Raw genomic sequence first — 17701 nt, 5'->3', positions numbered from 1 at the left:
AAAGGCCCAAAGTTCCCGCCCCAGAACCTTGTCCAAACGGTCAATTAATTTTTTGGCGATAGGCCATCTTTTCTGAACTTTTCAAAAATGTCGCCGGTCGGAACAGGTAACCACGCCTGGAACGAGCGTTTCAATTCGCGTCTACAAGCGATGCTTTCGGCTCCTCTGCCAGGATGGATTCAGTTGTATTTTCAGGAGATGCCTAATGGAGTTGAAGACCATGAAAACCCAAACCTCGTTTTCCCACCTGCGCGGTCTGAAACTGGCCGCTCTGGCCATCGGCACCAGCTTCGTACTGGCCGGTTGCGCCGGTAACCCACCGACCGAGCAGTACGCCGTGACCCAATCGGCTGTGAACAGCGCCGTCAGCGCTGGCGGTACCGAATTCGCTGCGGTGGAAATGAAGCAGGCTCAGGACAAACTGAAACAAGCTGAAATCGCCATGCACGACAAGAAGTATGACGAGGCCCGTCGCCTGTCCGAACAGGCTGAATGGGACGCTCGCGTCGCTGAACGCAAGGCTCAGGCCGCCAAGGCCGAACAGGCTGTGAAGGATTCCCAGAAAGGTGTTCAGGAACTGCGTCAGGAAAGCCAGCGCACTGTGCAGTAAGCGCGCATCCCGACCGCAAAGCTGAAACTCTTACCGATAGAAAGGACGACAAATTATGCGTAAGCAACTGATGATTCCCGCTCTTCTGGCCGCAAGCGTTGCACTGGCTGCCTGCTCCACCCCGCCTAACCCGAACCTGGAACAGGCGCGCACCAACTACGCCGGCCTGCAGGCCAACCCACAGGCGAGCAAAGTCGCGGCACTGGAAACCAAAGACGCCAGCGATTACCTGGACAAGGCCGACAAGGCTTATCTGGACAAAGAAGACGCAGCCAAGGTTGACCAACTGGCGTACCTGACCAACCAGCGCGTCGAAGTGGCCAAGCAGACCATCGCTCTGCGCACCGCTGAAAACAACCTGAAAAACGCCGCAGCCCAACGTGCCCAGGCCCGTCTGGATGCCCGTGACCAGCAGATCAAACAGCTGCAGGACAGCCTCAACGCCAAGCAGACCGATCGCGGCACCCTGGTGACCTTCGGTGACGTGCTGTTCGCCACCAACAAGGCTGATCTGAAATCCAGCGGCTTGGTGAACATCAACAAACTGGCGCAATTCCTCCAGGAAAACCCGGATCGCAAAGTGATCGTCGAGGGTTACACCGACAGCACCGGCACCGCGAGCTACAACCAGTCGCTGTCCGAGCGCCGCGCGACTTCCGTGCAGATGGCTCTGATCAAGATGGGCGTCGATCCTTCGCGCATCGTCGCTCAGGGTTATGGCAAGGAATACCCGGTAGCGGATAACGGCAGCGTCTCGGGTCGTGCGATGAACCGTCGTGTGGAAGTGACCATTTCCAACGACAACCAGCCAGTAGCGCCGCGTTCTTCGGTGAGCGCGAACTAAGCTCCACCCGGTAACGCAAAAGCCCCGCCTGACTTGATCAGGCGGGGCTTTTTCATGCGCGACCAGAAATTCCTTGTGGGAGCGAGCCTGCTCGCGAAAGCGGAGTGTCATTCACATCCATGTTGAAGGTGAAACCGTATTCGCGAGCAGGCTCGCTCCCACATTTGATGGGGTTACTGCTCAAGCTTCTGCGGAGTTTCCTCACCCATACACCGCACAGCTTTTTTCTGCGCGTTGATCAACACCCCGGTCAACCCTTTCTGCTCGGTATCAAACAACACCAGCACGCCATCAATGCACTGCGCCACTTGCGGCGCGGGGGTCAGCGAGACTTTGTAGTCCTCGCCCGGTACGGTCTTGAGCATGGTGAATTCGCTGAGCAGCAACGCATCCTCAGGCTTGGCAAAGTGCAGGTAGCCGTAGTACCACAGCGCCCCGACGGTGCCGAGGATGCTGCAGATACCGGTGATGATCAGCGGGATGGCATTACGTTCTTCACTCATTGCAGGCTCTCATCTTCAGAATTCGGGGGGGGCGGATAGTTGGGGATTTCGCCGAGGCGGCGCAGGCCGTCGAAGTGCTCGGGATCGTCGAGATAGCGCAGCATGACCTGACGCCACACCGGGTCGCCGAACGTTTGCACGTGACCGCCACGGGTCAGCTGCAACACCCGCGGCGGCGGCGCTGCCTGATACAGGCGAATGCCGTTGGCCATCGGCACCAGCGGATCGTCGATGCTGTGGAAGATCAGCTTGGGCACGCCGGTCAGCTGCGCCATCGAGTTGATCGCGCTGTCGCCATCCGGCACCAGCCACGACAGCGGCACCTGCAACGGCCAGGTCAGCCACGAAGTGCTGAGGGCGAATTGGCCGACACTGCGATAACTGGCCGGCACGCCATCCAGCACCAGGGCCTTGAGTTGTTTTTGCCGTTCCGGGTGCTGCGCCAGCCAATGCACCGACATCGCGCCGCCAAGGCTCTGCCCGAGCAGCACCAGCGGCTTGCCTTTGACTTCGGGCGCGTTGTCGAGCCAAGCAAACGCGGCGTCGATGTCCTGATAGATCGCCGGCAGGCTCGGCTTGCCTTCGGACAAACCGTAGCCGCGATAGTCGACCAGCAGCACCTGATAGCCGTTCTTCGGCAACCACCAGCTGCCGCCCAGATGCATCGGCAGATTGCCGCCGTTGCCGTGCAGATGCAGGACCGTGCCTTTGACCTCAACACCAGGTTTGGCTGGCAGCCACCAGGCGTTGAGCTTCAAGCCATCGGCGGTGGTCAGGGTGACGGTGCGGTATTCGAGTTTGGCTTTGTCCGGGGTGAATATCTGGCCCGGTTCCGGGTAGAACAGCAGCGAACTGCAACCACCGAGGGTCAAGAGCAGGCAAAGGATGCCGAGGATTCTCATCCGGTGAAACCTCGCAAGAAATGGGCAGACAATCGATTCAGAGAAAAACAAATAACCCTGTGGGAGCTGGCTTGCCAGCGATGGGGGTGGGTCAGCCAACATCAATATTGACTGACAGAATGCAATCGCTGGCAAGCCAGCTCCCACAGGGGATTGTGTTTGGGTTAGAGGATATTGGAATAATCCGCCTCAATCCGGTCCAGGCTCAAATGGTTGAGGAAGTTGGAGAAACACATCCACGCCGACAACGCATTCAGATCCCGGAACTGATCAGGTAGATATTTGGGCGGCACCACCAGGCCTTCATCCACCAGTTGGCGCAAGGTCCGCATGTCCTCCAGTGTGGTCTTGCCACAGAACAACAACGGAATCTGCTCAAGCTTGCCCTTGCGCACGGCCAACTGAATGTAGTTGTAAACCATGATGAAGCCCTTGAGATAGGACAAGTCTTTGGTGAATGGCAGACCGGTGGGCGTCGAGCCACGGAACACCCGGCTGGCATTGCCGTAGCTTTCGGCCATCTCGAAACCTTGCTCGCGGAAAAATTCGTAGATCTGCAAGAAGTCCGCGCCCTCCTCGACCATATGAATCGCACGGGTGCGGTTGGTCAGTTTGCGCAGGCGACTCGGGTAAGAAGCGAAGGTGATGATTTCCATCAGGATCGCCAGCCCTTCCTGGGTCACCGTTGACGAGGGCGGGCCTTTGGACAGGAAAGTGCAGATCGGCTGATTCAAGCCATTGAGCGTAGTGCCGACGTGCACCAGACCTTCGTGGACTTCCAGGGCGCGCACGTCGCGGTCGTTGAACAGCGCGTCGGTGCGAATCTTGATGTAGTCGGCGCCCGCCGCAGCGTCGGCGACGATGCCGTCGGACTCGAACACGCGAATCGTCTCTTCGGCCTCACCGAATACCTTGTTCAGTCGGGTTTGCAGCAGGTGCACCGCGTCTTTGGCGGTGAGGATCTTCGGCTCGTCCTTCAGATCGCCGCGTCCGTCGATGTTGTTCAGGTAGTCAGACATCATCAGGCCGAGGTCGGCCAATGTCGGGTCACCGGCGTGAAAGGCATCGGACGCCGCGCCGTACAGCTCTTGCGAGATCAGGCCGAAGTCCTCGGTGCCGCGCGCCTCGAGCATGCGCACCACCATGCGGTATTCCTTGCACATGCGCCGCATGATCTGCCCGACCGGGTTGAACTGGCCGAGCTGGCGGGTGATGTCGCGCTCGATGTTCTGGAATTCCAGTTTGACCTGGCTCGAATCGAACGACAGCGGGCGGTTGAGGTAGTAGTCGCGATCCACCGCCGGCATTTCCTTGCCCTTGGCCTTGAGGAAGCCCTTGCGCACGTTGTCGTCCCACTTGACCGCATCGAGCACGCGGATCGGCGTCTGCGCCAGCACAATGCGATCGGACAACATGCGTATCGTCTGCTGGTAATCGTCCACCCGAAACTCCTGTAGAAAACGTGACGTGCTGAAACTCAGACTTTTGATCGTTCCCACGCTCTGCGTGGGAATGTCGCCCGGGACGCTCCGCGTCCCTTTTTGCTGCGTGACGCAGAGCGTCACAGGATGCATTCCCACGCGGAGCGAGGGAACGATCATCAACGGCTCGCTCCCACGGGGTGTAGCGTGAAACGCTAGACCGACGCCAGCACCAGGTGCATATACCGCGTCAGAATCCCGAGCATGTCCTCTTCGGCCAGAGGCTCGGCGTCGTTGAGCAGGCCCTGATATTCCATCCGCCCGATAATCGCCGTCAACACCTTGGCATCCTGCTGCGGTTCGCGCGAGCCCAGTACCTGGAACAACTGGCAGGTGCCCTGCAGCAGAATCTGCTGATGGGAGCGCACCAGAATGGCCAGACGCGGATTGAGCAGCGCTTCCTGGCGGAACGCCTGCTCGGCCATCAGATGCTCGCGGCGGTTGATCAGTTGCCGGTGCACGTAATCGGCCATCAATCGCGCAATGTCATCGGCCAGTTGTGAGCGCGACTCCGGGCTGCCGTCGGCGCTGACCACCATTTCGCGCAACAGACCCTCGTTATTGATCCACAACTTGGCCATGTACGCCGCGCTGCGTTCAACGTATTGGGCGAAGGTATCGGTGAGCAGGTCATCGATGTCCTTGAAGTAATACGTGGTCGCCGACAGCGGCACGCCGGCCTCCGCCGCGACCGCACGATGGCGCACGGCACGCACGCCGTCGCGCACGACAATGCGCATCGCGGCGTCGAGAATGTCCTGGCGACGCTGCTCACTGCCCTGTCGGCTGGCCTTGCGGCCCTGGTACTGAACACTTTCAGCGACCGCAGTGGCGATACCCGCTGCACCTTCTTGAGCTAATGCACCCATCACGACAGCACTTCCTCTACTAATGCCAAATTAACCAATTGATACATTTGTACCAGACAGGCAATAAAAAGCCGCCTGTTTTAGGCGGCTTTTCAACTGAAACGTTTACGCTTGCGGTCGCATGTGCGGGAACAGGATCACATCGCGGATCGACGGCGAGTTGGTCAGCAACATCACCAGACGATCGATGCCGATACCTTCGCCGGCGGTTGGCGGCATGCCGTACTCCAGCGCACGGACGAAGTCGGCGTCGTAGTGCATGGCTTCGTCGTCGCCGGCGTCCTTGTCGGCCACCTGCGCCATGAAGCGCTCGGCCTGATCTTCGGCGTCGTTCAACTCGGAGTAGGCGTTGGCGATTTCACGACCACCGATGAACAGCTCGAAGCGGTCGGTGACGTTCGGGTTCTCGTCGTTACGACGGGCCAGCGGCGACACTTCGAACGGGTACTGAGTGATGAAGTGCGGCTGCTCCAGCTTGTGCTCGACCAGCTCTTCGAAAATCATCACCTGCAGTTTGCCCAGACCTTCGAAGCCCAGCACCTTGGCGCCGGCCTTCTTGGCGATGGCGCGAGCCTTGTCGATGTCATTCAGATCATCGGCAGTCAGCTCAGGGTTGTACTTGAGGATCGAGTCGAACACCGACAGACGCACGAACGGCTCGCCGAAGTGGAACACCTTGTCGCCGTACGGCACGTCGGTGCTGCCCAGCACCAGCTGCGCCAGCTCGCGGAACAGTTCTTCGGTGAGGTCCATGTTGTCTTCGTAATCGGCGTACGCCTGATAGAACTCCAACATGGTGAATTCAGGGTTGTGACGAGTCGAAACGCCTTCGTTACGGAAGTTGCGGTTGATCTCGAAGACCTTTTCAAAACCGCCAACCACCAGACGCTTCAGATACAGCTCAGGCGCGATACGCAGGAACATTTCCATGTCCAGCGCGTTGTGGTGAGTTTCGAACGGCTTGGCTGCGGCGCCGCCGGGAATGGTCTGCAGCATCGGCGTTTCGACTTCGAGGAAGTCGCGCTTCATCAGGAAGCTGCGGATGTGCGCGATCACTTGCGAACGCACGCGGAAGGTCTGGCGCACGTCTTCGTTGACGATCAGGTCGACGTAGCGCTGGCGGTAGCGCTGTTCGGTGTCGGTCAGGCCGTGGTGCTTGTCCGGCAGCGGACGCAGCGATTTGGTCAGCAGGCGCACGTTGGTCATTTCAACGTACAGGTCGCCTTTGCCGGAACGCGCCAGGGTGCCTTCGGCGGCAATGATGTCGCCCATGTCCCAGGTTTTCACCGCGGCCAGGGTTTCTTCGGACAGCGTCTTGCGGTTGACGTAGACCTGGATGCGCCCGGTCATGTCCTGGATCACCATGAACGAGCCACGGTTGAGCATGATGCGACCGGCAACCTTGACCGGGATTGCAGCCTCTGCCAGCTCTTCCTTGGTCTTGTCCGCGTACTGTTTCTGCAAGGCATCGCAGTAGTTTTCGCGGCGGAAGTCGTTCGGGAAGGCATTGCCCTTGGCGCGCTCGGCAGCAAGCTTTTCCTTGCGCAGGGCGATCAGGGAGTTTTCTTCCTGTTGCAGGGCTTGCGGGTCGAGTTGTAGGTCGCTCATGTCTTTAAGTATTCCATCAGGTTCGTTGCCCCCAGCCTTCGGCTGGGGATCGCGGGCGAGCCCGCTCCCACAGAGGGTGTTACAGGCCGGATTTCAGGCTCGCTTCCAGGTACTCATCGATGTCGCCATCGAGCACCTTGTCGCAATCGCTGCGTTCGATGTTGGTACGCAGATCCTTGATCCGCGATGCATCGAGCACGTAAGAGCGGATCTGGTGACCCCAGCCGATATCCGACTTGGTGTCTTCCAGCGCCTGCGAGGCGGCGTTGCGCTTCTGCATTTCCTGCTCGTACAACTTGGCCCGCAGCATTTTCATCGCGGTGTCCTTGTTGGCGTGCTGGGAACGTTCGTTCTGGCAGCTGACCACGGTGTTGGTCGGTACGTGGGTGATACGTACGGCCGAGTCGGTGGTGTTTACGTGCTGACCACCGGCACCGGAGGAACGATAGGTGTCGATCCGCAGGTCTGCCGGGTTGATTTCGATTTCCACCTTGTCATCGATCTCTGGCGAGACGAAAACAGCGGAGAACGAAGTGTGGCGACGGTTGCCGGAGTCGAACGGGCTTTTGCGCACCAGACGGTGCACGCCGATCTCGGTACGCAGCCAGCCAAAGGCGTATTCGCCCTTGATGTGCACGGTCGCGCCCTTGATCCCGGCGACTTCACCGGCGGACAGTTCCATGATGGTCGCGTCGAAACCGCGTTTGTCGGCCCAGCGCAGGTACATGCGCAACAGGATGTTGGCCCAGTCCTGCGCTTCGGTACCGCCGGAACCGGCCTGGATGTCCAGGTAGGCGTTGTTCGGGTCCATTTCATGGCTGAACATGCGGCGGAATTCCAGCTTGGCCAGATTTTCCTCGAGACGGGCCAGCTCGGCGACGACATCGCCCACTGCGCCTTCGTCGTTTTCTTCGACGGCCATGTCCAGCAGGTCGCGGCAATCGGCCAGACCGCCGTTCAGTTCGTCGAGGGTGTCGACGATCTGCGCCAGCGCGGCACGCTCGCGGCCCAGCTCCTGGGCGTATTCAGGTTTGTTCCAGACACTCGGATCTTCAAGCTCGCGATTGACCTCGGTCAGACGCTCATGCTTTTGATCGTAGTCAAAGATACCCCCGAATAGTTTCGGAGCGCTCGGACAGGTCCTTGATGGTGTTCAGGATCGGGTTGATTTCCATGACGGGCAGCACTCGTTGGCGAACTTTTGAAAGCCGGCGAGTATAACGTAAACAGCCTGTCGCGGCAGCCCGTCTGGCGGGTGTGGAGGTGATTCACTTGACACTGACCTGAAGCGATCTCCTGTGGGAGCGAGCCTGCTCGCGAAGGCGACCTGCCAGCCGCCGGCAATGTCGAGTGCACAACCGCTTTCGCGAGCAGGCTCGCTCCCACAGGGGGACTGCATTGTCAGGAAAGTTATTCAATCCCGACCTGATTGCGCCCATTGTTCTTGGCCAGATACAACCCGCGATCCGCCGCCGAAATCAGCAGCCGGCAATCACTGCCCGCCTGGGGCACCATGGTCGCCAGACCAATGCTGATGGTCAGACTGGAGCCCTCGGCCGGCGTGTTGTGCGGAATTTTCAGCGCCGCCACGGTCTGGCGCAGTTTCTCGGCCAACAGCCGCGCGCCGCCCGGCGAGGTGTTCGGCAGCACCAGCACAAACTCCTCGCCGCCATAACGCGCCGGCAGATCCGATGGCCGCGAGCTGGCGTCACGGATGGCTGCGGCGACCTTGCGCAACGCTTCATCGCCTTCAACGTGGCCAAAACTGTCGTTGTACGACTTGAAGTAATCGACGTCGATCATCAGCAATGACAGCTGCGTCTGATCACGCAGCGAACGGCGCCACTCCAATTCCAGGTACTCGTCGAAGTGCCGGCGGTTGGACAGCCCGGTCAGGCCATCGGAGTTCATCAGCCGTTGCAGCACCAGATTGGTGTCGAGCAATTGCTGCTGGCTGACCCGCAACGCTCGGTACGCCGCGTCGCGCTGCAGCAATGTCATGTAGGACCGCGAGTGGTAGCGAATGCGCGCGACCAGTTCGATGGTGTCCGGCAGCTTCACCAGATAATCGTTGGCGCCGGCGGAGAACGCCGCGCTCTTGATCAGCGGGTCTTCCTTGGTCGAGAGGACGATGATCGGGATGTCCTTGGTCGCCGGGTGATTGCGGTATTCGCGCACCAGGCTCAGGCCATCGAGGCCGGGCATCACCAGGTCCTGCAGGATCACCGTCGGTTTGATCCGCACCGCCTGGGCGATGGCCTGCTGCGGGTCGGAGCAGAAGTGGAAGTCGATGTTTTCCTGATTCGACAGCCCACGGCGCACCGCTTCGCCGATCATCGCCTGATCATCCACCAACAACACCATGGCGGCGTTCTCGTCGGTTTTAATGTCGTCGATCTGTAAATCATTCATGAGCGGTCACCTGAGTACTGCGGGGGCCTGGATTGCCGATCAACCTGTTCATTTGGGGAAAATCTCCAGCAATCGTGGCGCTATCTTTTCCAGCGGGCGGATTTCCACCGCGGCATCGATTGCCGCGGCAGCCTTGGGCATGCCGTACACCGCACTGCTGTGCTGATCCTGCGCAATGGTCAAATAACCCTGCTGGCGCATGAGCTTAAGCCCTTGCGCGCCATCGCGCCCCATCCCGGTCAATAAAACCCCGACCGCGTCACCGTTCCAGTAACTGGCAACGCTCTCGAAAAACACGTCGATCGAGGGGCGATAGATCTCGTTGACCGGTTCGGCGGTGTAGGCCAGCGTGCCGTTTTTCAACAGGCGAATATGGTGATTGGTCCCGGCCAGCAGCACCGCGCCACTTTGCGGCGGCTCGCCTTCACGGGCCAGACGCACATCGAGGCCGCTGGCGCTGGCCAGCCATTCGGCCATGCCGGCGGCGAACACCTGATCGACATGCTGCACCAGCACGATCGCGGCGGAAAAATCCTTCGGCAGGCCTTTGAGCAGCACTTCCAGCGCCGCCGGCCCACCAGCAGACGAGCCGATCGCCACCAGCCGCTGACGTGACGGCGAACTGCGCGGCGAACTCGGCGCCGGGCGCGCGCGTGGCGCCTTGTCGCCGATCAGCCAGCCGATGTTGAGGATCTTGCGCAACAACGGCGCCGCCGCTTCCTGGGCATTGCCGGCGCCGATCGCCGGCGTGTCGACCACGTCCAGCGCGCCGTGGCCCATGGCCTCGAACACGCGATGCACGTTCTGTTGACGATCCACGGTGACGATGACAATCGCGCACGGCGTCTCGGCCATGATCCGCCGCGTGGCTTCGACGCCGTCCATGATCGGCATGATCAGGTCCATCAGAATCAGGTCTGGTGTGCACTCGGCGCAGCGTTGCACCGCCTCGGCACCGTTGCAGGCGACCCAGATCACCTGATGCGCAGGCTCGAACGCCAGCGCCCGGCGCAGGGCCTCCACCGCCAGGGGCATGTCGTTGACGATTGCGATCCTCATGCCCGCGCTCCTCCGATGAGCTCGACCACTGCATCGAGCAGGGCGTCGTCATGAAAACTGGCTTTGGCTAGATAATAGTCGGCGCCGGCGTCCAGTCCACGGCGGCGGTCTTCTTCACGATCCTTGTACGACACGACCATCACCGGCAGCGATTGCAGACGGTTGTCGCGGCGCAGCAGCGTGACCAGCTCGATGCCGTCCATGCGCGGCATGTCGATGTCGGTGATCAGCAGATCGAAGTTCTCCGAACGCAGCGCATTCCAGCCATCCATGCCGTCCACCGCCACCGCGACGTCATAGCCGCGATTGAGCAGCAGTTTGCGTTGCAGCTCGCGCACAGTCAGCGAATCGTCGACCACCAGCACCCGTTTGCGCGCGGCTTCGGCAGCTTGATTGCCGTGGCGGGCAATGCGCTCCAGGCGCCCGGTATTGAGCAGCTTGTCCACCGAACGCAGCATGTCTTCGACATCGACGATCAGCACCACCGAACCATCATCGAGCAAGGCCCCGGCGGAAATATCCTGAACCTTGCCCAGACGCTCGTCCAGCGGCAACACCACCAGCGTGCGCTCACCCACGAAGCGCTCGACAGCCACCCCATAAATCGCCTCGCGCTCGCGGATCACCACGACTTTCAGGGTAGCGCCATCGTTCTGACTGGCCGGGCGATTGAGCAACTGGCTGGCCGCAACCAGCCCGACATGCTGGCCTTCGTGCCAGAAATGCTGACGCCCCTCGACCTGCACGATGTCTTCGGGGGCCAGATCGCACATGCGTTCAATGTGCGCCAACGGGAATGCGTAAGCCTCTTCGCCGACTTCCACCACGAGGCTGCGCACCACCGAAAGCGTCAACGGCACCTCCAGATGGAAACGGCTGCCCTCGCCCGCGGTCTGCTCCAGCACCACGGCCCCACGCAATTGGCGGACCATATGCTGAACAGCGTCCAGGCCGACGCCACGCCCGGACACTTCGGTAACCTTGTCGCGCAGGCTGAATCCCGGCAGAAACAGGAAGGTCAGCAGTTCTTCTTCGCTCAGTTGCGCTGCGGTTTCGGCTGGGGATAACTGCCGTTCGACGATGCTGCGGCGGACTTTCTCCAGATCGACGCCACCGCCGTCATCGCTGAGTTCCAGCACCAGCAAACCGGCTTGGTGGGAAGCGCGCAAGCGAATCAGGCCCTCTTCCGGCTTGCCCTTGAGCAGGCGTTGTTCCGGGGATTCGATGCCGTGATCGACGGCGTTGCGCAGCAGATGAGTCAGCGGTGCTTCAAGCTTTTCCAGCACGTCGCGATCGACCTGGGTTTTCTCACCTTCGATCTCCAGGCGCACTTGTTTGCCAAGGCTGCGACCGAGGTCGCGAACCATGCGCGCCTGCCCGCTCAACACGTCGGCGAACGGGCGCATGCGACAGGCCAGCGCGGTGTCATAGAGCACTTGCGCACGCTGGCTGGCCTGCCAGGCGAATTCGTCGAGTTCGGCGTTTTTCTCGCTGAGCAATTGCTGCGACTCGGCGAGCAAACGTCGCGCATCTTCCAGCGACTCGAGCGCTTCCAGGCTCAGCGCATGCTCCTTCAGGTGCACATTGAGATTTTCCAGCGCGCGCAGACCGTTGTTCTGCATGCGTTTGAGGCGCTGCATGGTCGCCAGATGCGGCTTGAGACGCTGGGTTTCCACCAGCGATTTGCTCGACAGATCGAGCAGGCTGTTCAGGCGCTCGGCGGTGACGCGCAAGACGCGCTCGCCGCCCTCGGTGGTGCGTTTGTTTTTACGCGGGGTCGGCTCGGCGGGCTCGTCGACCATCGGCGCTGACATTATCGGCGCTGGCTCGATCGGCAACTCGGCCATCGGCGGCGTGGCAACCACAGAGGCTGGCGCCGACGGATCGAGCAAACGCCCCATCAGCGTCACGTAGGCTTCAATGTCAGCAGGTTGCGGCGCATTGGCCGGCGTAGCGATGCGCATCAGCAGGTCGGTGCCCTGCAACAACGCGTCGATGTGCTCGGGACGCAGCAACAAACGGCCTTCCTGGGCGCTGACCAGGCAATCTTCCATGACGTGGGCGACGCTGACGCCGCTGTCGATACCAACAATCCGCGCCGCACCTTTTAGGGAGTGCGCCGCGCGCATGCACGATTCCAGTTGATCGGCCTGGGTCGGATTGCGTTCCAGCGCCAGCAACCCGGCGCTGAGCACTTGGGTCTGGGCTTCGGCTTCGAGGCTGAACAGTTCGAGCAGAGAGGCGTCGCGCATTTGCTCGGGGGTCATGTCAGGCTCCGGGTCACGGCGGACAACAGCTGTTCTTCATCCAGCCAGCGCAGGCTGCGATCGCGATATTGCAGAACGCCACGGGTGTATTTGGCACTGGCTTGCGCACCGGACTGCGATGCGGCATCGAGGATGCGTTCGTCGATGGCATGAATGCCGTCGACCTCGTCCACCGGCACCACCACCGGCCCGCCATGGGCAGCGATGATCAGCATGCGCGGCATGACTCGCCCGCCGCCCGCCGGCGCGACGCTGGCGCCGAGGTCGAGCAGTTCCACCAGCGACAGGCACGCGACCAGCGCGCCACGGACATTGGCCACACCGAGCAAGGCCCGCGAGCGCTGGTGCGGCAGCGAATGTATCGCCTGCAACGGCGCGACTTCGACAAGCGTGCGCGTGGCCAGCCCGAGCCATTCCTCGCCGAGGCGAAACATCAGCAGCGAGCGGGTCTTGACGTCGATTTCGACTTTGCTGACCACCGCTTCATGCTGGTCCTGCTGCAACGAATAGCGGTCGAGCAGGCGTGTGGCGGCGGCGGAATACACCGAGCAGTTGCGGCAATGAATGTGCTCTTCCAGCAACGGGCAGGACTTGTCGCCATGAATGCCGATGCGGTTCCAGCAATCGTCGATGGCGCGGGCGTCTTCGTGGGTAACGTTCAAGGTGTCGGACGCGCTCATCGTTTACGCTCACTGTCGGCGGTGCGCCCGCTGCGGGCGGCGCGCTCCTGCAATCGTCGGGCACCCGCCGTGTCGCCCTGAGCCTGCAGCAACGCCGCCAGGTGCATCAGCGCTTCGGGGTGTTGCGGTTCGAGGTACAAGGCCTTGCGATAAAAACCCTGGGCCTCGAGGCTCAGGCCGGCGACATCGCTGAGCAGGCCGAGCCAGTAGAACACCTGCGCCACCGGCTCATGGCTGCGCAGATAGTGTTCGCACGCGGCACGGGCTTCGGCGCTTTTGCCTTCGTTGGCCATTGCGGCAATCTGCGCCAGCAGCGTTGCGGCGTCGGGATTGGCAGTTTTTTTCGTCTCCGGCAAAGCCGTCACCGCGGCAAACGGCCGATTGCGCACTGGCGCTGGCGGCGGCGCGCTGCGCATTGGTTGGCTGGCCGGCACGGCGACCGGTTTCGGCGTCGGCAGCGGTTCGGGGTGCGGCTCGCTATGACGGCTGAAGCCGAACGACTGCGGGATGCCGATCGAACGCATGCCCAAGCGCCCGAGCAGACTGCCCTCCGACGGGCCGATAAAAAGCACGCCGTCGACATGAGTCAGGCGTTTGAGCACTTCGAACACCTGCTTTTGCGTCGACTGGTCGAAGTAGATCAGCAGGTTGCGGCAGAACACGAAATCGAAGGCTGGCTCGCTCGCCAACAGCGTCGGATCGAGGACATTGCCGACCTGCCAGCGCACCTGTTCGCGAACGTATTCGTTGACCCGGTGGCCGTCCTGCTCAGGCATGAAATGCCGATCGCGAAATTGCAGATCCTGCCCGCGAAACGAGTTCTTGCCGTAAACAGCACGGCGCGCCTTGTCCACCGACAACGGGCTGATGTCCATGCCATCGACCTTGAACTGATGCGGCTTGAGCCCGGCATCAAGCAGGGCCATGGCAATCGAGTAGGGTTCTTCGCCGGTCGAGCACGGCAGGCTGAGGATGCGCAACGCGCGCATGTTGTTCAGCTCGGCGAGACGCTGACGGGCCAGTTTGCCCAAGGTGGCGAAGGATTCCGGGTAACGGAAAAACCACGTTTCCGGAACGATCACCGCTTCGATCAGCGCCTGCTGTTCATCCCGCGAGCCTTGCAACAGCTGCCAATATTCGTCGGCGTGGGCGGCTTGGGACAACGTCGTGCGCTGGCGTACGGCACGCTCGATGATCGCCGCGCCCACCGAAGCGACATCGAGGCCGATGCGTTCCTTGAGGAAATCGAAAAAGCGCTGATCACCACTCATGGCTGCGCCTCTAACTGCGCCGGATCACGCGGCGGATCGGGGAACAGCAAACCGCGCACGGCGTCATCGAGCAAGTCATTGACCCGCACCCATTGCAGCAATCCCTGCGCATCTTCGCGCACCGGGCCGAGGTACGGCGCCTCGCGGTTATCGAGGCCGTAGGGCTGGAAATCTTGCGGATGACAGCGCAGCGTGTCGGTGGCCTGTTCGAGGATCAGCCCGAGCCATTGCGCTGCTTGCGCTTGCTCCGGCTGATAATTGACCAGCACCAGCCGCGTGCTGGTGCGCGCCTCGGCGGGCTGGCCAAAAGTCAGCGCACTGAGGTCGATCACTGGCACCACCGCCCCGCGATAGGCGAACACCCCGGCCACCCAGTGCGGCGCCCGGGCAATCGGCTTCAACGGCAGGCGCGGCAGCACTTCGGCCACTTCCGTGGCGCGCAAGGCATAGCGCTCGCTGCCGATGCGAAACAGCAGAAACAGCGCCTGCTTCGCCACTGGCGCGGCGCCACGCTTGGCGATGATTTCGCTCATCAGACTTTGAATCGCGAAACGCCGCTGCGCAGGCCGACGGCCACCTGGCTCAGTTCGTCGATGGCGAAACTGGCCTGACGCAGCGATTCGACGGTCTGGCTGCTGGCATCGCCCAACTGCACCAGCGCATGGTTGATCTGCTCGGCGCCAGTGGCCTGGGCCTGCATGCCTTCGTTGACCATCAGCACGCGCGGCGCCAGCGCCTGCACCTGATGGATGATCTGCGACAGCTGCTCGCCGACCTGCTGCACTTCCGACATGCCGCGGCGCACTTCTTCGGAAAACTTGTCCATGCCCATCACCCCGGCCGACACCGCCGACTGGATCTCGCGGACCATCTGTTCGATGTCGTAGGTGGCCACGGCGGTCTGATCGGCCAGACGCCGGACTTCGGTTGCGACTACGGCAAAACCGCGACCGTACTCGCCGGCCTTCTCGGCTTCGATCGCCGCGTTGAGCGACAGCAGGTTGGTCTGGTCGGCCACCTTGACGATGGTCACCACCACCTGATTGATGTTGCCGGCCTTCTCGTTGAGGATCGCCAGTTTGGCGTTGACCAGATCCGCCGCGCCCATGACCGAGTGCATGGTGTCTTCCATGCGCGCCAGGCCTTGCTGGCCGGAGCCGGCGAGCACCGAGGCCTGATCGGCAGCGGTGGACACTTCGGTCATGGTGCGCACCAGATCCCGCGAAGTCGCGGCGATCTCACGGGAGGTTGCGCCGATTTCGGTGGTGGTCGCTGCGGTTTCGGTGGCGGTGGCCTGTTGCTGCTTGGAAGTGGCGGCGATCTCGGTCACCGAGGTGGTCACCTGCACCGAGGAGCGCTGGGCCTGGGATACCAGCGACGTCAGCTCGGTCATCATGTCGTTGAAGCCGGTTTCGACCGCGCCGAACTCGTCCTTGCGATCAAGGTTCAGGCGCGAACTCAGATCGCCGGTGCGCATGATGTCGAGGATGGTCACGATGCGGTTCATCGGCGCCATGATCGCGCGCATCAGCAGCAGACCACAGAGGCCGGCGGCCAGCACCGCGACCAGCAGAGAAATGACCATGCTGACTTTGGCCGTTGCCACCGCGTCGTCGATGTTGGCCATGGCGTTATCAGCGACGACTTTGTTCTCGCCAATGATGTCGTTGAGTTTCATGCGCCCGGTGTACCACGCCGGGGTCAGTTTCTCGTTGAACAGCTTGATGGCATCGGCTTCCAGATTGCGCTTGTGCAGGTCCAGCACGGCATCCTGAATCTGCATGTAGGTATCGTGGTACTTCTCAAACAGGGCGAATTCGGAACGGTCTTCATCGGTGGCCATGGTCTTGCGATAGCTGGCCATATGTTCTTGCAGACGCGCCTCGAACGCCTTGTAGTCGGCAGCGTCTTCACTGGAAACGCCCTGGCCTTCCTTAAGGCCGAGCAGTTTTTGGGTCTGCAAATAACTGTCGACCCATGCGCCGCGAATCATCGAGCTGTAATAGACGCCGGGGATGGCATCGTCGCGCACGCTGTTTTCACTGGCCTCGATCTTCAACAACCGCGAGTAGGACAGCACCACCATCAACAGCATGATGGCGATAATCACCGCAAAGCTCGCCAAAATGCGTTGGCGCAACGTCCAGTTCTTCACAGTGAATCCTCGTGCCTGATCGAAATGCGGGGAGTATAGCCGAGCGCGGTGTTTCATTTATAAGACGCTTTCGCTGGCAGCACTGTCCTTGTGGGAGCGAGCCTGCTCGCGAAGGCAACACCGCGGTCCCGGCAAATCCCCTACTGCGCAAGAAGTTGCGCAGTTGGTCGTAATATTTCAGGGCCTAAATCCTCCGCAGCTCAAGCGGCGCAAGGCCTGCAGCCAAGTGCGCAAGAAGTTGCGCAGTACTGCGCAACTTCTTGCGCACTTTCTCCCGATTTTCCCGCTGAAAATCGCCCCGAATGATCACCGACTACCGTGGCGCCCCCGCCACCCGGGCACCACGCAGAACCTGGCACGCTACTTGATAACTCTCAGCCACCCACCGGGCGATTTCGCCTCCGGGCACCCTAACTTTATCCGCAAGGAGAGCACCCCATGGCAACACCAGCGTACATGTCGGTTACCGGCGAAAAACAAGGCCTGATCACTGCCGGCGCTTTCACCGCCGACTCCGTTGGCAACACCTACCAGGAAGGCCACGAAGACCAGGTCATGGTTCAGGCTTTCACCCACGACGTGATCATCCCGCGTGACCCGCAATCCGGTCAGCCAACCGGTCAGCGCGTACACAAGCCAGTTGTGATCACCAAGGTCTACGACAAGGCTTCGCCACTGCTGCAAGCAGCACTGACTTCCGGCGAGCGCATGAGCGAAATCGTTATCCAGTGGTACCGCACTTCGGCTCAAGGCACCCAAGAGCACTACTACACCACCAAACTGGAAGACGCGATCATCGTCGCCATCAACAACAAAATGCACAACTGCCAGGATCCAGGCAACGCGCACTTCACCCACCTGGAAGAAGTGCAGTTCACCTACCGCAAAATCACCTGGACCCACGAAGTATCCGGTACTTCGGGTTCCGATGACTGGCGTGCTCCAGTCGTTTAATTACGGCTGACCGTTACACGCATCGGCCAGCTCTGCTGGTCGATGTTGTTTAAGCCCCTCCAGAATTTCGCGTACGTTGAGCCGCT

General features: G+C 61.1%; 16 protein-coding genes. 3 read left to right on the top strand and 13 right to left on the bottom strand.

From position 1 onward, the window contains the following. The first annotated feature begins 205 nt into the window (after window positions 1-205). Both BXA01_RS21525 and BXA01_RS21520 read left to right on the top strand, forming a co-directional pair. Window positions 206-610 carry a DUF4398 domain-containing protein gene (locus tag BXA01_RS21525; protein ID WP_024011747.1) on the top strand — a complete coding sequence of 135 codons (405 nt, stop codon included), beginning with the start codon at window positions 206-208 and terminating at the stop codon, window positions 608-610. Window positions 611-665: 55 nt separating this feature from the next. After that, complete coding sequence (locus BXA01_RS21520; protein ID WP_076566072.1) at window positions 666-1454, top strand: OmpA family protein; 789 nt, start codon at window positions 666-668, stop codon at window positions 1452-1454. 173 nt (window positions 1455-1627) lie between these two features. Here the strand turns inward: BXA01_RS21520 and BXA01_RS21515 are convergent, their stop codons facing one another. The 13 genes from BXA01_RS21515 to BXA01_RS21460 all read right to left on the bottom strand — a co-directional run bounded on the left by BXA01_RS21515 (window position 1628) and on the right by BXA01_RS21460 (window position 16661). Continuing rightward, window positions 1628-1957: a hypothetical protein gene (locus tag BXA01_RS21515; protein ID WP_076566070.1), complete on the bottom strand. Its 330-nt coding sequence runs from the start codon at window positions 1955-1957 to the stop codon at window positions 1628-1630. Beyond that, window positions 1954-2859 carry an alpha/beta hydrolase gene (locus tag BXA01_RS21510; protein WP_076566069.1) on the bottom strand — a complete coding sequence of 302 codons (906 nt, stop codon included), beginning with the start codon at window positions 2857-2859 and terminating at the stop codon, window positions 1954-1956. The genes BXA01_RS21515 and BXA01_RS21510 overlap by 4 nt, the downstream gene beginning before the upstream one ends. Window positions 2860-3023: 164 nt before the next feature. Next, window positions 3024-4274 carry a flavohemoglobin expression-modulating QEGLA motif protein gene (locus BXA01_RS21505; RefSeq protein ID WP_166554750.1) on the bottom strand — a complete coding sequence of 417 codons (1251 nt, stop codon included), beginning with the start codon at window positions 4272-4274 and terminating at the stop codon, window positions 3024-3026. A gap of 221 nt (window positions 4275-4495) precedes the next feature. Continuing rightward, window positions 4496-5209, bottom strand: a complete 714-nt coding sequence (locus BXA01_RS21500; protein WP_016771505.1) for a TetR/AcrR family transcriptional regulator — start codon at window positions 5207-5209, stop codon at window positions 4496-4498. A gap of 105 nt (window positions 5210-5314) precedes the next feature. After that, window positions 5315-6817: a lysine--tRNA ligase gene (gene lysS / locus BXA01_RS21495; protein ID WP_076566067.1), complete on the bottom strand. Its 1503-nt coding sequence runs from the start codon at window positions 6815-6817 to the stop codon at window positions 5315-5317. Between the two features lie 79 nt (window positions 6818-6896). Further along, a protein-coding gene (gene prfB, locus BXA01_RS27005) for a peptide chain release factor 2 (protein ID WP_099758102.1) occupies window positions 6897-7992 on the bottom strand; the annotation gives its coding sequence in 2 pieces (ribosomal slippage) (window positions 6897-7919 and window positions 7921-7992; 1095 coding nt in all). Window positions 7993-8227: 235 nt separating this feature from the next. Beyond that, a complete protein-coding gene (locus BXA01_RS21490) occupies window positions 8228-9229 on the bottom strand; it encodes a response regulator (RefSeq protein ID WP_024011741.1) in 1002 nt (333 codons plus the stop codon). A gap of 48 nt (window positions 9230-9277) precedes the next feature. Beyond that, window positions 9278-10288 (bottom strand): chemotaxis response regulator protein-glutamate methylesterase, encoded by a 1011-nt coding sequence (locus BXA01_RS21485; protein WP_076566065.1) that lies wholly within the window; start codon window positions 10286-10288, stop codon window positions 9278-9280. Then, the gene (locus tag BXA01_RS21480) at window positions 10285-12555 is read right to left on the bottom strand and encodes a hybrid sensor histidine kinase/response regulator (RefSeq protein ID WP_076566063.1); all 2271 of its coding nucleotides are present in this window, start codon (window positions 12553-12555) and stop codon (window positions 10285-10287) included. Before BXA01_RS21480 ends, BXA01_RS21485 begins: the two co-directional genes overlap by 4 nt. Continuing rightward, complete coding sequence (locus BXA01_RS21475) at window positions 12552-13235, bottom strand: chemotaxis protein CheW (protein ID WP_076566061.1); 684 nt, start codon at window positions 13233-13235, stop codon at window positions 12552-12554. The genes BXA01_RS21480 and BXA01_RS21475 overlap by 4 nt, the downstream gene beginning before the upstream one ends. Continuing rightward, a complete protein-coding gene (locus BXA01_RS21470; RefSeq protein WP_076566059.1) occupies window positions 13232-14506 on the bottom strand; it encodes a CheR family methyltransferase in 1275 nt (424 codons plus the stop codon). The genes BXA01_RS21475 and BXA01_RS21470 overlap by 4 nt, the downstream gene beginning before the upstream one ends. After that, a complete protein-coding gene (locus BXA01_RS21465; protein WP_076566057.1) occupies window positions 14503-15039 on the bottom strand; it encodes a chemotaxis protein CheW in 537 nt (178 codons plus the stop codon). Before BXA01_RS21465 ends, BXA01_RS21470 begins: the two co-directional genes overlap by 4 nt. Then, entirely contained in the window at window positions 15039-16661 is a 1623-nt protein-coding gene (locus tag BXA01_RS21460; protein WP_076566055.1) for a methyl-accepting chemotaxis protein, read from the bottom strand. Before BXA01_RS21460 ends, BXA01_RS21465 begins: the two co-directional genes overlap by 1 nt. Window positions 16662-17099: 438 nt before the next feature. Here BXA01_RS21460 and BXA01_RS21455 point away from each other — a divergent pair, with 438 nt between their 5' ends. After that, complete coding sequence (locus tag BXA01_RS21455) at window positions 17100-17615, top strand: Hcp family type VI secretion system effector (RefSeq protein WP_007949952.1); 516 nt, start codon at window positions 17100-17102, stop codon at window positions 17613-17615. Window positions 17616-17701: the final 86 nt, after the last annotated feature.

The organism is Pseudomonas sp. B10 (assembly GCF_900156235.1).
Classification (GTDB): Bacteria; Pseudomonadota; Gammaproteobacteria; order Pseudomonadales; family Pseudomonadaceae; genus Aquipseudomonas; species Aquipseudomonas siliginis.
Note: the sequence above shows the minus strand (reverse complement) of the source record. Positions and strands in the feature narration are given on the sequence as shown.

Bases quoted from the DNA above. Each gene is read 5' to 3' on its own strand.
- lysS (WP_076566067.1), bottom strand. From the start codon at position 6,817: ATGAGCGACCTACAACTCGACCCGCAAGCCCTGCAACAGGAAGAAAAC.
- BXA01_RS21490 (WP_024011741.1), bottom strand. From the start codon at position 9,229: ATGAATGATTTACAGATCGACGACATTAAAACCGACGAGAACGCCGCC.
- BXA01_RS21520 (WP_076566072.1), top strand. From the start codon at position 666: ATGCGTAAGCAACTGATGATTCCCGCTCTTCTGGCCGCAAGCGTTGCA.
- BXA01_RS21470 (WP_076566059.1), bottom strand. From the start codon at position 14,506: ATGAGTGGTGATCAGCGCTTTTTCGATTTCCTCAAGGAACGCATCGGC.
- BXA01_RS21465 (WP_076566057.1), bottom strand. From the start codon at position 15,039: ATGAGCGAAATCATCGCCAAGCGTGGCGCCGCGCCAGTGGCGAAGCAG.
- BXA01_RS21485 (WP_076566065.1), bottom strand. From the start codon at position 10,288: ATGAGGATCGCAATCGTCAACGACATGCCCCTGGCGGTGGAGGCCCTG.
- BXA01_RS21510 (WP_076566069.1), bottom strand. From the start codon at position 2,859: ATGAGAATCCTCGGCATCCTTTGCCTGCTCTTGACCCTCGGTGGTTGC.
- BXA01_RS21480 (WP_076566063.1), bottom strand. From the start codon at position 12,555: ATGACCCCCGAGCAAATGCGCGACGCCTCTCTGCTCGAACTGTTCAGC.
- BXA01_RS21525 (WP_024011747.1), top strand. From the start codon at position 206: ATGGAGTTGAAGACCATGAAAACCCAAACCTCGTTTTCCCACCTGCGC.
- BXA01_RS21515 (WP_076566070.1), bottom strand. From the start codon at position 1,957: ATGAGTGAAGAACGTAATGCCATCCCGCTGATCATCACCGGTATCTGC.
- BXA01_RS21505 (WP_166554750.1), bottom strand. From the start codon at position 4,274: ATGTTGTCCGATCGCATTGTGCTGGCGCAGACGCCGATCCGCGTGCTC.
- BXA01_RS21455 (WP_007949952.1), top strand. From the start codon at position 17,100: ATGGCAACACCAGCGTACATGTCGGTTACCGGCGAAAAACAAGGCCTG.
- BXA01_RS21475 (WP_076566061.1), bottom strand. From the start codon at position 13,235: ATGAGCGCGTCCGACACCTTGAACGTTACCCACGAAGACGCCCGCGCC.
- BXA01_RS21500 (WP_016771505.1), bottom strand. From the start codon at position 5,209: ATGGGTGCATTAGCTCAAGAAGGTGCAGCGGGTATCGCCACTGCGGTC.